At 62.2% G+C, this 13,052-nt stretch carries 13 protein-coding genes and 1 pseudogene; 6 read left to right on the top strand and 8 right to left on the bottom strand.

What is annotated here, in order from left to right; genetic code table 11:
- Window positions 1–19: 19 nt before the first annotated feature.
- From C0456_RS10715 to C0456_RS10705, 3 genes are all read right to left on the bottom strand, one after another.
- Window positions 20–1,558, bottom strand: a complete 1,539-nt coding sequence (locus C0456_RS10715) for a leucyl aminopeptidase (protein ID WP_291051596.1) — start codon at window positions 1,556–1,558, stop codon at window positions 20–22.
- Between the two features lie 116 nt (window positions 1,559–1,674).
- Window positions 1,675–2,301 (bottom strand): HAD hydrolase-like protein, encoded by a 627-nt coding sequence (locus C0456_RS10710; protein ID WP_291051593.1) that lies wholly within the window; start codon window positions 2,299–2,301, stop codon window positions 1,675–1,677.
- 164 nt (window positions 2,302–2,465) lie between these two features.
- On the bottom strand, window positions 2,466–3,527 hold the full coding sequence (locus C0456_RS10705) for a hypothetical protein (RefSeq protein ID WP_291051590.1): 1,062 nt from the start codon (window positions 3,525–3,527) through the stop codon (window positions 2,466–2,468).
- 100 nt (window positions 3,528–3,627) lie between these two features.
- Between C0456_RS10705 and C0456_RS10700 the strand changes: the two genes are divergently transcribed.
- The gene (locus C0456_RS10700; protein ID WP_291051587.1) at window positions 3,628–4,770 is read left to right on the top strand and encodes a serine protease; all 1,143 of its coding nucleotides are present in this window, start codon (window positions 3,628–3,630) and stop codon (window positions 4,768–4,770) included.
- 12 nt (window positions 4,771–4,782) lie between these two features.
- On the opposite strand, the gene C0456_RS10695 is transcribed toward C0456_RS10700, so the two are convergent.
- Both C0456_RS10695 and thiS read right to left on the bottom strand, forming a co-directional pair.
- Window positions 4,783–5,580, bottom strand: coding sequence for a thiazole synthase (locus C0456_RS10695; protein ID WP_291051584.1), 798 nt, complete (start codon window positions 5,578–5,580; stop codon window positions 4,783–4,785).
- A gap of 121 nt (window positions 5,581–5,701) precedes the next feature.
- Window positions 5,702–5,914, bottom strand: coding sequence for a sulfur carrier protein ThiS (thiS, locus tag C0456_RS10690; protein ID WP_291051581.1), 213 nt, complete (start codon window positions 5,912–5,914; stop codon window positions 5,702–5,704).
- 63 nt (window positions 5,915–5,977) lie between these two features.
- Between thiS and aroQ the strand changes: the two genes are divergently transcribed.
- From aroQ to aat, 4 genes and pseudogenes are all read left to right on the top strand, one after another.
- A complete protein-coding gene (gene aroQ, locus C0456_RS10685; RefSeq protein ID WP_035594597.1) occupies window positions 5,978–6,421 on the top strand; it encodes a type II 3-dehydroquinate dehydratase in 444 nt (147 codons plus the stop codon).
- A gap of 4 nt (window positions 6,422–6,425) precedes the next feature.
- Window positions 6,426–6,902, top strand: coding sequence for an acetyl-CoA carboxylase biotin carboxyl carrier protein (gene accB / locus C0456_RS10680; RefSeq protein WP_291051575.1), 477 nt, complete (start codon window positions 6,426–6,428; stop codon window positions 6,900–6,902).
- A 1-nt stretch (window position 6,903) separates the two neighbouring features.
- A complete protein-coding gene (gene accC, locus C0456_RS10675) occupies window positions 6,904–8,277 on the top strand; it encodes an acetyl-CoA carboxylase biotin carboxylase subunit (protein ID WP_291051573.1) in 1,374 nt (457 codons plus the stop codon).
- A gap of 57 nt (window positions 8,278–8,334) precedes the next feature.
- Window positions 8,335–8,931, top strand: a pseudogene (aat, locus tag C0456_RS10670) (leucyl/phenylalanyl-tRNA--protein transferase); the annotation flags it as partial.
- A gap of 23 nt (window positions 8,932–8,954) precedes the next feature.
- On the opposite strand, the gene C0456_RS20930 reads toward aat, so the two are convergent.
- From C0456_RS20930 to C0456_RS10655, 3 genes are read right to left on the bottom strand one after another with little or no spacing between them, the layout of a single operon-like run.
- Window positions 8,955–9,506 (bottom strand): DUF2155 domain-containing protein, encoded by a 552-nt coding sequence (locus C0456_RS20930; protein ID WP_367179248.1) that lies wholly within the window; start codon window positions 9,504–9,506, stop codon window positions 8,955–8,957.
- Window positions 9,503–10,051 (bottom strand): outer membrane lipid asymmetry maintenance protein MlaD, encoded by a 549-nt coding sequence (gene mlaD, locus C0456_RS10660; protein ID WP_291051568.1) that lies wholly within the window; start codon window positions 10,049–10,051, stop codon window positions 9,503–9,505. The genes C0456_RS20930 and mlaD overlap by 4 nt, the downstream gene beginning before the upstream one ends.
- A complete protein-coding gene (locus C0456_RS10655; RefSeq protein WP_291051565.1) occupies window positions 10,044–10,436 on the bottom strand; it encodes an NADH:ubiquinone oxidoreductase subunit NDUFA12 in 393 nt (130 codons plus the stop codon). The genes mlaD and C0456_RS10655 overlap by 8 nt, the downstream gene beginning before the upstream one ends.
- A gap of 206 nt (window positions 10,437–10,642) precedes the next feature.
- Between C0456_RS10655 and C0456_RS10650 the strand changes: the two genes are divergently transcribed.
- Window positions 10,643–12,895, top strand: coding sequence for a hypothetical protein (locus tag C0456_RS10650; RefSeq protein ID WP_291051563.1), 2,253 nt, complete (start codon window positions 10,643–10,645; stop codon window positions 12,893–12,895).
- Window positions 12,896–13,052: the final 157 nt, after the last annotated feature.

The following is a 13,052-nucleotide window of genomic DNA, read 5'->3' as shown; positions in this document are numbered from 1 at the left end:
ATTTCATTCTGTCAAAGGATTACCTGGCTTCGTAAGTCCGCGCCAGCTCGTCAAAGAGGCGCACGCCATAGCCGACCGCGCCTTTGGGATCGACCGCATTGCCCGAGTTCTGCCAGGCCATTGACGCAATATCGAGGTGAACGAAGGGCGTCTCTTCCTTCACCCATTCCATCACGAACGCGGCGCCAACAGAAGCGCCCGGCGCGCCATCGCCGCCATTCTTGACGTCGGCCACATCGCTGCGGATGGCCTTGAACGTATTGGGATGCACCGGAAGGCGCCACAGCGCCTCACCCGACGCATCCGCCGCCGCAAGAAACCTCTCGGCCAGCGCATCATCCTTGGTGAAGAGACCGGCATAGTCAGACCCCAGAGCACCCCCGACAGCGCCCGTCAGCGTCGCAATCGTCACAGCCAGCTTCGGCTTGTACTGCGCCTGCGCCCACCAGAGCCCATCGGCCAGAACAAGCCGGCCTTCGGCGTCCGTGCTCATGATTTCAATCGTCTTGCCGCTCATCGAGGTCAGAACATCGCCGGGGCGGATCGCATTGCCATCCGGCATGTTCTCGGCCAGCGGAAGCACCGCGACCGCGTTCACCTTCGCTCCGCGCTTTGCCAGCGTCAGGACCGCGCCCGCCGACGCCGCTGCCCCGGCCATATCCATCCGCATACGCCACATATTGGCACTCGGCTTGATCGAGATGCCGCCAGTATCAAAGGTGATGCCCTTGCCGACAAAGACAATCGGCGCCTCGCCCGCCTGGCCGCCCCTATACTCCACCGCCACCAGCCGCGGTGGACGCACAGAGCCCTGCCCCGTTCCGTAAAGCGCGCCCATGCCAAGGGCCTCGATCTGCGTCTCGTCCAGCACTGTCACCGTCACATTCGACAGGCCCTGGAACTTTTCCACCACCTGATCGGCAAACCAGGCCGGTGTCTTGATGTTCGACGGCGTGGAGACAAGGTCCCGCGCAAAGAACACGCCTTCGGCCACGGCGCGGGCGTCCGTTTCCCAGGCGCGGCGCGCGGCATTGGCGTCCGGCGCCAGGAAGGTCAGCGTCACCCTGGGCTCAGCGGCCGGCGCAGCCTTGCCCCATTTGCCGAAATCATACGCGCCCAGCATCGCGCCCTGGGCGGCAATCGCCGCGTCATTGCCCACATCCTTGGCGTCGGGCACCACGACGTTCACCGCCGCCGTCCATCCCGCCGTACCCTTGGCCACCGTGCCGCCATAGGTCTGCAGGTCGGCGGCGGATTTCAGGCCCTCGCCCGTGCCCACCAGCAACACCGCGCCATAGGGGCCTACGCCATAGAGCGTCAGCGTCTGCCCGGCCGCGCCCTTGAAGCCGGCGGTCTTGATCGCCTCGGCAATCGCCCCCTTCGCGGCCCGGTCAACGTCACGGGAAATGCCTTCCAGCGCGCCATCCTTGCCCACGGGCAGCGCCACAGCGCCTCCGGCGGGGCGTTCGGCCTTGGCAAAATCGATACGCGGCACTTCGGCAAGCGCTGGCATGGCCAGCACCATCGCGGATACAGCGGCGGTGATCCATGTTTTCATGGGCGGGATCCTCTCTGTTTTATTGTTACATTTGCCTCGGAAAATTCTGCCCGCCTGTCCAGCCCTTTTGAGGCATGGATGCGCGGGATTCCGCTCACGGCTGGTTGATCGCTGCTTCAGCCCGCCAGGAAGGCCTTGAGGTCTTCCCCGCAATCAAAGGCATGGTCGGGCTGCGCCGCGCTCAGCGCCTCGCGCGGCGCAAACCCCCAGCTGACGGCCACGCAGCGGATGCCCACTTCGCGCGCCGCATCAATGTCGCGGATTTCGTCGCCGACCGCCAGCGTCCGCGCCGGATCGGCCTTCAGGCGCTTCATCACGTCCCGGAAATGCTTGGCCTTGCCAAACATGCCCGCCCCGCAGCTCCAGGCAGAAATCCGTGAACTGATCTCCGGCCCCAGCGCCCGGCGTACGACCGCCTCGGAATTGGAAGAAACGACCGCCACGGGAATGCCCTTGGCCATCAGCGTATCGAGCAGATCCAGCGTGCCCTCGAACAGCGGGAATGTCTCGGCCGCCTTCGCCCGCTTGCGCGCATGCACGGCAATGAAAGGCAGCTTCCACCCCGGAATGCCCAGCGCCTGCATCACCTCGCGCGGCGGATGCCCCCGCATCGCTTCCTGCTCCTCAAAGCTCGGCATCCGGAACCGGAACTTCTGCGACAGCTCCGGCAGCAGCTCACGGAAAAACCCCACACTGTCCGCCAGCGTGCCATCAAAATCGAAGATGATGAGGTCGGGTTTCATTTTGGGCTTTCCGAAGTTCCAGCAACCGAAAGCATAGGCTGCGACCCAAGGAAAGCCTTTCATAACGGCGCAGCAGCTGCGCAAGACCGCAGCCGCTGGCTATCGCGCCACTCTAACCAGCAGACAACGCGGCAATTGCTTTGCTGGATTGGGTTGTTCCCGGGTTACGGGTGAATGTTCCCTGGAGGTGTCTTGTTGGAGATGGTGTCCCTGAACCGCTGGGAGACCTTGCTGAACCCGGCTGAAGTGCCGTGAATTTCGTCGATCCAATCACTCACCTTCGGCATCGCGCCCCTGCAATCAACAATGAAGACATTCTCATTGCCGGGTTTGGCCGCAAGCCCCCCCAGCCTGGCGTAAAGCTGATCGATCAGATCCATCAGTATGTCGCGGCGAAGCGATTGATCGGCTATGTTTTTCGAAGCGAAAATGCTGCCCAGCCATTGGTCGGGCTTTGCGTGTTTCGGCTTTCGGGGGTCGGGCTTGCCATTCTCTTTCCAAGGGTAGGGAAAGACATAATCATACCCATGGACATAGATCGGAAGGGTCCGGAAAGCCTTGATTGCCCTGATATCATTGATCAGGCTCTGATAGGCGCCCTCAATGAAGGAAAGCTGCGAAGCCAAGGCAGCGTGGTCTATATGGCCAACGGCGTCGTTCAGGTTTCCGTTGAACTTCTTGATCAAGGTCAGAAGCACAGACTTTCCGGAAGCATCATCTCCCAGAATGTCGTTGCCGGCGCCGGAAAACAAAAAGCCCCGAACGTCTTTCTTGGTATAATCCAGCCCATCGAGAAACTCACGTTTCCCTTTCCGGGGCGGGCCATAAATCATGTTGCTCAGCTTGTCCCCGGCGGCGTCGAGCGAATAGATCAGGTAGTCGCGATCCAGACCATCAATGATGTCTTCGACAAGTACGGGAAACTGAAACCAACTGTCGCCTTCTGAAACGAGCACAGGTGGATGGCGGCCGGATTTCTTCCGGCGATCAAATTTGTTCTTCCTCCGCGAACGGGAAACATCATTGGCCAGCGCCATGGCGTTTTCGTTGCCCAGCAGCGCGGGAGGAATTTCAACCTTATCCGGATCCGGCTCCAGGCGAAGGTCAAAAGGACCATCCACAGGTCTGACAATGGAGTGGTCAGCGATCCATTGTTCCGTTGTCTGAGGGTCATATATCTTCGCGATATAGTCGCCATAGGATATCTTGGTTTTGTCTTTGGTCATTGAAGTCCCCACCTTACGCTTTTCATTTGCGCATTTCTTGAATTCGTTTTAAAGTTTACCACAGTATTCTTTTCGGGTGAATTCAAAATCGTGCCGGGAAATGACCTCTTCATCTGATTTATTGAAAGAAGCGGAACAACGTTTCCGTGATCGGAAAAAAGTCTCCGGTCCTGCAGGCGGCATGCCCGTCATCACGAAATCACTTGGGCAGGCGCCATCCCTCCCCTCCCCATCCGGGGCTGGAAGTTCGGCGTCCGGCATGATGTTTGCGCGCGCAGATCTGTATAATCTTTTGACGAGCGAAACTCCGGATCCGGAATTGTCTGCGGCCTCGTTGACCGCCCCACTGCGTGTCATTGCGCCAGAGCGCTTGTTTGACATTCCTGACAATGCGCTTCGGTCCGTGCTGGACGAGATGGGCAGCAAATTTGACAAGGGTCTGGCGGGCCTTGAGCGCATCATGCTGCAGCATCGAGAAATCCTCGATATCGAGTTTCTGGCGGAGGGCCTCTTGAAAGCCCAGTCCGTTGGGCAGATTTCCACCGCCAACGGCAAGGGTGTGGGTACCGGATTTTTCATTGCAGAAAACCTGATCATCACAAACAATCATGTTCTGCCGACGGAAGATTCTGCCCGGAGCCGCTCTTTTGTTCTGAATTTTGAACGATACAAGGTAAGACCACCGCTGCCTTTGATAGATCTCGATCTTGATCCCGGTACTTTTTTTGCGACCGACACCGAACTTGATTTTACAATTATTGCTGTGAAATCTGCGGATACTCAGAAGGCTGCATTCCTTCCACTGAGATCAGGCCACGAAGAGATATTCGAAGGTCAGGCGGTCTCAATGATCCAATTTCCGGGCGAGGGCCCCAAGAGCATTGTTGTGCACAACAGTGCCCTGCAGTTCTTGAGAGACAACGATCCGTATCCGGATTTCTGCAACTACACGACCGACACGGAACGGGGAAGCTCGGGCTCACCGGTATTCAACACCAATTGGGATGTAATTGCCCTGCACCGCCGTTCGATTCCGCGCCGAAATGAGGCCGGCGAAATCCTTGATCGCTACGGAAAACCAATTCCCGGCCTGGTGACCCCGGCAGATGTTGACGCCGATCCCCGCGTCCACTGGATATCAAATGAAGGGATCCGAACATCTTCAATTGTCCGGCGCCTGTCTGAATTGGAACTCAAGCCCAAGTTCAGGAAAATCCGCACAGCGCTCCTCAACGCCTCATAGACCGGAAGCCTGTTAAATCAGCCCCGCCAGCGGTGAACTTGGATCCGCATACCGCTTCTTCGGCATCCGGCCAGCCAGATAGGCTTCGCGCCCCGCAATCACCGCATGCTTCATCGCCCGCGCCATGCGGATGGGGTCTTTGGCCTGCGCGATGGCGGTGTTCATCAGCACGCCGTCACAGCCCAGTTCCATGGCAATCGCCGCGTCAGATGCCGTGCCCACGCCCGCGTCCACGATCACCGGCACGCGCGCCGCCTCGATGATCAGGCGGATGTTCACCGGGTTCATGATCCCGAGCCCGGAGCCGATCAGCGACCCCAGCGGCATGATCGCCACGCAGCCTGCCTCTTCCAGAAGGCGCGCATAAACCGGATCATCCGAGCAGTAGACCATCACCTCGAAGCCATCCTTGATCAGGGCCTCTGCGGCCTTCAGCGTCTCGGGCATGTTGGGATAGAGCGTCTTCTGATCGGCCAGCACTTCCAGCTTCACAAGGTTCCAGCCCCCCGCCTCGCGCGCCAGGCGCAGCGTGCGGACGGCGTCGTCCGCCGTGTAGCAACCCGCCGTGTTGGGCAGGTAGGTGAACTCGTCAGGCTTCACATGATCGGTCAGGCGCGGCTCGTTCGGGTTCGACAGGTTCACCCGGCGCAGGGCCACAGTGACGATCTCGGCGCCGGCCGCGCGCGCGGCCTCGGCATTCTGCTCATAGGAGGCATACTTGCCGGTGCCGACGATCAGGCGGGAGGCATAGGTCTTGCCGGCGATCACCAGCGGGTCGTTGATCGGGCTCTGGGAGGCGGTGTCGGGCACGGGGTTTGTGTCTCCTGACTTAGAAACTTGCAAAATGGGGCGCGAAAGGGCGCAGCGGTTGGAGTTTTTTTGGAGGAATCCGGACGCTCGTTGGAGGAACCGTTGGAGTTTTTTGCGCCCCTTATCCACCCCCTACGAACTGCACGATCTCCAGCCTGTCCCCCTCGGTCAGCACGGTCATGGCATGTTCGGATTTCGGCACGATCTCGCGATTGCGCTCCACCGCAATGCCGCGCGGATCACGGCCCGTCTCGCCGGATATCCGGTGGACAAGCTGCGCAACCGTCGTGCCGGGGGCGATCTCGAGCGCCTCACCGTTCAGCGTGATCTGCATCCGTAAAATTCCCTGACTGTTGCCCTCTTGCCACGCTGGCCGTTACAGCGCAAACGAAGGCGCATGTCGAAACCGGTATATGTCCTCGGCGGGCCGAACCTCAACCTTTTGGGTACGCGCGAGCCGGAAATCTACGGGCGGGATACGCTCGAAGATATCCACGCCCGACTCAGGGCGCTCGCAGGCGACGTGGCAATAGTCGCGCGTCAGACGAATTCTGAAGGTGAGCTCGTGTCCTGGGTGCAGGAGGCCGCCCGTGAGGGCCGGGCTCTGATCCTCAATGCAGCCGCCTACACGCACACGTCCATCGCCCTGCATGACGCCTTGAAAACGCTGAAGATTCCGCTGATCGAAGTGCACCTGTCGAACCCCGCTGCGCGCGAGGCGTTCCGGCATGTCAATTACGTGGCGCCTGTTGCAGTTGGTACAATTGCCGGGCTAGGTGCCTATGGATATGAACTCGCGCTGAGCGCGGCCCTGAGGCTATCGGGAGAGGCTAGGAGCTAAAATTATGAGTACTGCCAAGAACAAGCTGGACACCGGCCTGATCCGGGAACTGGCTGCAATCCTGCGGGAAGCCGATCTGGGTGAGCTGGAAGTCGAGCATGAGGGCCTCCGGGTCCGCGTGTCGAAACCTGCCCCTGCTACTGTCGTCCAGACTGTGGCGGCCCCGGCTCAAGCCGCGATGCCGTCTCAGCCCGCCATAGCCGCTCCGGCGGCCGCAGGCGCGGCGCCCGCAGCAGCTGCAGCTTCAGATAACGCCGTGAAATCTCCAATGGTTGGAACGGTTTACCTTTCTCCCGATCCGAATTCCAAGGCTTACATCACCATCGGCGACAAGGTGAAGAAGGGCGATACGCTCATGCTCATCGAAGCCATGAAGACGTTCAACCCCGTCGAGGCAGACCGCGCCGGCACCGTGAAGGCAATCTATGTCGAGAACGCCCAGCCGGTCGAATTTGGCGAAGCCCTGGTCCTGATCGAGTAGCATGTCGGCTCCCCGTCCCATCCAGAAGGTCCTGATCGCCAATCGCGGTGAAATCGCCCTGCGAATCCACCGCGCCTGCAAGGAAATGGGCCTTTCCACCGTCGTCGTTCACTCCGAGGCAGACCGTGATGCCATGGCCGTGCGCCTGGCAGACGAAAGCGTCTGCATCGGCCCGGCGCCCTCTTCGGAAAGCTATCTGAAGAAGTCGCGCATTCTCGCCGCTGCTGAAATCACAGGCGCTGACGCGATTCACCCCGGCTATGGCTTCCTGTCGGAAAACGCCCAGTTTGCCGAAATGGTCGAGGCTCACGGCATCGCCTTCATTGGCCCGACGGCGGAGCATATCCGCGTGATGGGCGACAAGATCGCCGCCAAACAGGCCATGATCGAGGCCGGCGTGCCCTGCGTGCCGGGCTCTGATGGCGCGGTCGAAACCATCGCCGAAGCGAAGAAAGCCGCCAAGAAAATCGGCTTCCCGGTGCTTGTGAAGGCCTCTGCCGGCGGCGGTGGCCGCGGCATGAAGCTGGCGATGACCGAGGCTGACCTCGAAAACGCGGTAAAAACAGCCAAGACCGAAGCCAAGGCCGCCTTCGGGGACGACGCCGTCTACCTGGAGAAATACCTCCAGGGCCCGCGCCATATCGAAATCCAGGTGATCGCCGACACGCACGGCAACGTCGCCCATCTCTGGGAACGCGACTGTTCCCTCCAACGCCGCAACCAGAAAGTCTTCGAGGAAGCCCCCTCGCCGGCCCTGAACCAGGTGCAGCGCGAAGAGATCGGCGGAATTTGCGCCCGAGCCATGCAGAAGCTCGGGTATCGCGGCGCTGGGACAATCGAGTTTCTCTACGAAGACGGCAAATTCTATTTCATCGAAATGAACACCCGTCTGCAGGTGGAACATCCCGTCACCGAGATGATCACCGGCATCGATCTGGTGCGCGAGCAGATCCGCATTGCCGAGGGCAAGGCGCTTTCCTTCCGCCAGGAAGATGTGATGCTCGTCGGCCATGCCATCGAGTGCCGCATCAATGCCGAGCATCCGGAAACCTTTGTTCCCTCGCCAGGCCTCATCACCGAGTTCCATGCGCCGGGCGGGCCGGATGTGCGCCTCGATAGCGCCGCCTATGCCGGTTACCGCATCCCGCCGCATTACGACTCGCTGATCGGAAAGCTGATCGTTCACGGCCGCACGCGCCGCGAATGCCTCATGCGCCTCAAGCGCGCGCTGCAGGAAATGGTGGTCGGCGGCGTCCACACGACGCTCGATCTGCACCGCCGCCTTGTGGAAAACGACGATGTTCAGGCCGGGGATTACAATATCCACTGGCTTGAGAAGTTCCTCGCTGAAAACAAGCTTCAGCCGAGCGAATAGGCTCCCGCCATTGCGCCGCGTTTACAGTCAACGCGGCGCAACCCATATCTCAAGTCTATGTCCGCCCGTTTCGGCCCTGAAGACCTGCTTGCCTGCTATCGCCGGGGCGTATTCCCCATGGCGGACTCGCGGGATGATCCGCGTCTCTTCCTGGTCGATCCGGATTTCCGGGGCATCCTGCCGCTGGACGCCTTCCATATCCCCAAACGCCTGAAACGCCGGGTCTGCCAGGACCCGTTCCGGGTGAGTTTCGACACCGCCTTCACCCGCGTCGTCGAAGCCTGCGGCGAGCCGCATGACAACCGCCCGAATACCTGGATCAACTCCCCGATCGTAAACCTCTATAGCGCGCTGCACCGGCAGGGCTTTGCCCATTCGGTTGAGTGCTGGGAGGGGGACGAACTTGTCGGCGGGCTTTACGGCGTTGCCCTCGGCGGCGCCTTCTTTGGCGAGAGCATGTTCTCGCGCGCCACAGACGCGTCAAAGATCGCGCTGGTGCATCTGGTCGCCCGGCTGATAGACCGGGGCTATGTCCTGCTGGACGCGCAATTCCACAATCCGCATCTCGTGCAGTTCGGCCTGATCGAGATCAGCCGCGACGCGTTCAAAGCCCGCCTCAAGGCGGCGCTGAAAGTCGATGCAGAATTTCATGGGGGCTCGCCGGAGCCGTCACCCGATCAGTCGATCGGGATGTCCTCGTCCGGCGGGGTTTCCGTTTCCGTCACGCCGGCCGGGATGTCGTCATACAGCGGCTCCACGCTCTCCGGGATGGTCACCCGCTCCGGCAGCTTCACCGGTTCGGGCGCCGTGCAGCGGATCACCCAGATATCATAGACCGGATGCTCCAGGGCATTGAGACCGGGCGAGGACGCATACATCCAGCCTGAAAACAGCTTGGGGTTCTGGGCCGCCGCCGCAGGCGCGTCCTTGGCGGCCACGGCTTCCATCGTCTCTACCGCAACCGGCTGGGTCGAGGTGATCCGCAGGAAGGCGGCGCTTTCGGGCACTTCCTCAGGTGGCGCCTGGTAGCAGGTTTTCAGCTCCACCCGGAGCGATCCGAAAGTTACCGGCTCGCCCACCTTCACAACGATATCCGTCGAGCGCCCGGTAATCTTGTCGAGCGCGCGCAGGGTTGCCTGGTTTTTCTGCGCCATCGTGCTCGCCGAAGCGGTCAGAGCCACCACTACGGCAAGACCGGTAGCTGCCAGAAGGCGCGAAGCAATTTTCATTCAACAGCTCCATCAGAGGGAACTTCGGGGGGATCAACAGGGCCAAGGTCCTCCCCGGCCGAAGAAGACGACGCGCCGCTATTGCTGCTGCCACCACCGCCCGATGCGAAGGATGCAAACAAGGTCAGCAGGTCAACGCTGCCGCGCGTGAACTGGATTTCGCCTGTGCCGTCCTGCGCGATGTTGTCAAAGCCCGCGCCGGGCTCGAGCGCGATATAGGCGCCGCCAAGCAGGCCATCCGTGGAAATCCGCGCATCGGTATCGTCGGGCAGCTCCCACTTCGAATCCAGCGCGAGCTTGAGCACCGCTTCAAACGTCTGCGGGTCACCCTCAATGGACTTCACAACACCAGCTTTCACGCCTGCGATCCGAACATCCGATCCACGCGAAATGCCTGACACGCTGTTGAAGCGTGCGGTCACTTCATACTGGTTGGCGCCCAGGCCGCTCGAATCGCCCCCCCGTGCCAGCGCGAACCAGAGGAAGAAGCCGGCGAGACCGACGACCACGGCCCCAATCAGGGTTTCGAAAAACGATTCACGCATCCGGAGTCCAGGCCTCGTAATCGGAGTCGGAGCGCTGACGCTCCCGCTTGCTGGACATGGCGCCCTTCGGCTTCACAGCATAGGGCGTGCCGGTCATGTTGGGCGTGTGGTCGGTCTCCCACTCGCGGCGCTCCAGCGGCATCTTGGTGGGCGGCGCGTCCAGCGTGTGGTGCAGCCAGCCATGCCAGTCCGCGGGCACTTTCGAGGGCTCCGCCAGCCCGTGATACATCACATACCGGCGGCGGCGGCCTTCGAGCGAGGGCTTCTTCTCCTCGAAATAGCGATTGCCGTATTCATCGGTGCCGACAAAGGCCGAACGCCGCTTGATGTCGAAGGCGGCTCCGACGGTGTTTCCGCTCCACCAGGTGAATATCTGCTTCAGCATCTGAGGCTTTCCTGACCGTGTTTGATGGCCGCAATATGGCGTTGCCGGGGCGATTAATCCATCCATGGCAGGCAGGCAATGCGCCCTGGGCGCGCGGGCCCCGTGATTGCAGGCAATCCACTGCTTCGAGCGCCTTAAAAGCGGTTGCCGCAAGGGGGGCAAGCGGGCACCCTGACCAGGACTGATTCGGCAGGAGCACGGGACAGATGGCGGCAAAATCGCATTCGGAAATCCTCGAGGCAGCAGAAGCAGACGGTCTGGTCTCCCGCGAGGTAAGGATGCGGGACATTTCCCGCTCTGCCGGGCGCGCGCTTCAGCCGCTGACGCCGGCCGCTCTGGAACAGGTGCGGGCGGCTTGGTCTGCCTCAAATCTTCTGGGTGTGTCCCAGCTGGCAACCGCCGAAATGCTGGAACGCCTCGGGGACGCGCCCCGCAATGCCGAGCTTGCCGAAGCCATTGCCGCCGGCCTGCCGCAGGATGTGCTGGAAGAGGCCCTCCGCCAGCCAGGCGGTATCCAGAAAACTGCAGCCGCCCTGCGCGCAGCGGCCGTAAGCACGCCCTCGCCCCGCCCCGGCATGTTTGAAACCGGCCATCTCGACGCGGCCGTCCGCGCTGCCCTCGATGCCGTGCTGGACGAAGGCGCAGAAATCCATCTCGCCCGCGCGCCCCTGCCCGACGCGGCGACCCGCTGCCGCGTGATCGATGTGGCCGCCGCCATCGGCCCCGGCGGGCTGGAGGCAGACTATCTCATGGGCGCAGCTGACGCCGCTGCCCGCTCGCTGCCAGATGGGGTGCTCGTCATCGCCGGGCTCGGCGCAGCGGTCATGTCCCTCGGGCTCGACTATGCCTCCGAAGCCGGCATCGCGGCCGGCGCCGCGCTCACCGCGCTGGTTCGCAGCGCGGCCACCGGCGCTGCCCTGCCCGCCGCTCATGCCCGCGTGCTTGGCCTGGAGGCCATCAAGGCGGCCGGCCGGCGTGGCTGCCAGGTGGCCATCCTGCCGCTGAGCGATCTGGGCGGCATCCTGCCAGACTGTGAAAGCGAAGGCGCTGCCCCGGTCCGCACCGTGCTCGCCTATGGCGAGGAATCACCTTCCCTTGGCCGCGCCGCCCGCCTCGGCCTTGCCCGCCGCGCGCCCGAGCAGCTGCCTCTCCTGCTCAGCCGCCTCGCTGCCGCTGGGGAGCAGGATCTCGACGCCGCCCTTGGCCGCTCCAGGCTGCGCGATCGCGGCTTCACGGACGACGCCATCGAGCGCGTCACCCGCGCCATCGGCGATGGCCTGCCGCTCAACGCCGCCTTCTCCCGCTGGGTGCTGGGGGACGAAATCATCACGAACGACCTGCGCCTCTCGCCCGAGCGTTTCGACTCCGATGGCCGCGCGCTGCTCTCCGCTGTCGGTTTCTCCAAGAAGGACATCGCCGCCGCAGAAGCTGCCATAGACGGCGCGGTCGAAGACATTGCCGGCAAGGGCCTTGCCAATGCCGGCTTCTCGCTGAACGTCTCGATGGATGCCGAGCTGCGCTTCACTTCGGCGGCCGCCCGCGCCCTCAACGGCATGACCATGCTGCGCGTACCCGCCCAGGAAGGGCTGGCCATGGCGGAGGCAGCCATGGCGGCGGACCTCTCCGTCCTGCTGACCGGTCACCGCACCCCGCCCTCGCAAGACGTGCGGGAGCGCATGGAACAGATCCTCTCCCTCGCTGAGGAACTCGCCGAGGATGCCGACGCTCTGCCCGCCCTGCCGGTGCTCACCGAACAAGGCCCGCCCGTCCGCCGCACGCGCCTTCCGGATCGCCGCAAGGGCTACATCCAGAAGGCCACCGTTGGCGGGCATAAGGTGTATCTCCACACCGGCGAATTCGATGATGGCAGCCTCGGCGAAATCTTCATCGACATGCACAAGGAAGGCGCCGCCTTCCGCAGCCTGATGAACAATTTCGCCATCTCCGTCTCGCTCGGCCTGCAATATGGCGTGCCGCTGGAAGAGTATGCCGACGCCTTCGTGTTCACCCGGTTCGAGCCGGCCGGTGAAGTGACCGGCAATGACCGGATCACCAAGGCGACCTCCATCCTCGACTATATCTTCCGCGAACTTGCCCTCTCCTATCTTGGCCGGGATGATCTTGCCGAAGCCGATGTCACCCATGACGGCCTCGGCCGGGGCGCGGGCGACGCCACACGCGGCGCGCAGACGGCTGCCTTCACCACCGAAGCCGCCCAGATCATCTCTCGCGGCTTTTCGCGCGGCCAGCTGCCGGACAACATCGTGATTCTGAACAAGCGGCGGGCCGAAAAGGCGGCCGGAGAACCCGAAGAGGGCGAAGACGGCACGATTGACCTGACACCGGCCTATCTCGCCCAGGCGTGCCCGGCCTGTGGAAGCTTTACCCTTTTTGAAGCGGGCCCTGGCGGACACCATGCCTGCGACACCTGTGGCGAGGAAAGCAGAGCCACGCAATAATCCTGCCGCGCGAGTGGCTGGCCTCAGATTGCCCCTGTGAGCGGGCAATTAACCCTGCGGCCGGTGCAAGAGTTATTGCAGGCGTGCAACAGTTACGCGCCTTTTACACTTCTTACTGTTTGTTCAGTTTAGACTTTTCAGAATTGCCATTATCCAA

The sequence above is a fragment of the Hyphomonas sp. genome, assembly GCF_013823385.1.
Lineage (GTDB): Bacteria > Pseudomonadota > Alphaproteobacteria > Caulobacterales > Hyphomonadaceae > Hyphomonas.
This window is presented reverse-complemented; position numbering and strand designations above follow the sequence as displayed.

What these genes read in the sequence shown, in the direction of transcription:
- C0456_RS10715 (WP_291051596.1), bottom strand. Translation starts at nt 1,558, where the DNA reads ATGAAAACATGGATCACCGCCGCTGTATCCGCGATGGTGCTGGCCATG.
- C0456_RS10710 (WP_291051593.1), bottom strand. Translation starts at nt 2,301, where the DNA reads ATGAAACCCGACCTCATCATCTTCGATTTTGATGGCACGCTGGCGGAC.
- C0456_RS10705 (WP_291051590.1), bottom strand. Translation starts at nt 3,527, where the DNA reads ATGACCAAAGACAAAACCAAGATATCCTATGGCGACTATATCGCGAAG.
- C0456_RS10700 (WP_291051587.1), top strand. Translation starts at nt 3,628, where the DNA reads ATGACCTCTTCATCTGATTTATTGAAAGAAGCGGAACAACGTTTCCGT.
- thiS (WP_291051581.1), bottom strand. Translation starts at nt 5,914, where the DNA reads ATGCAGATCACGCTGAACGGTGAGGCGCTCGAGATCGCCCCCGGCACG.
- aroQ (WP_035594597.1), top strand. Translation starts at nt 5,978, where the DNA reads ATGTCGAAACCGGTATATGTCCTCGGCGGGCCGAACCTCAACCTTTTG.
- accB (WP_291051575.1), top strand. Translation starts at nt 6,426, where the DNA reads ATGAGTACTGCCAAGAACAAGCTGGACACCGGCCTGATCCGGGAACTG.
- accC (WP_291051573.1), top strand. Translation starts at nt 6,904, where the DNA reads ATGTCGGCTCCCCGTCCCATCCAGAAGGTCCTGATCGCCAATCGCGGT.
- C0456_RS20930 (WP_367179248.1), bottom strand. Translation starts at nt 9,506, where the DNA reads ATGAAAATTGCTTCGCGCCTTCTGGCAGCTACCGGTCTTGCCGTAGTG.
- mlaD (WP_291051568.1), bottom strand. Translation starts at nt 10,051, where the DNA reads ATGCGTGAATCGTTTTTCGAAACCCTGATTGGGGCCGTGGTCGTCGGT.
- C0456_RS10655 (WP_291051565.1), bottom strand. Translation starts at nt 10,436, where the DNA reads ATGCTGAAGCAGATATTCACCTGGTGGAGCGGAAACACCGTCGGAGCC.
- C0456_RS10650 (WP_291051563.1), top strand. Translation starts at nt 10,643, where the DNA reads ATGGCGGCAAAATCGCATTCGGAAATCCTCGAGGCAGCAGAAGCAGAC.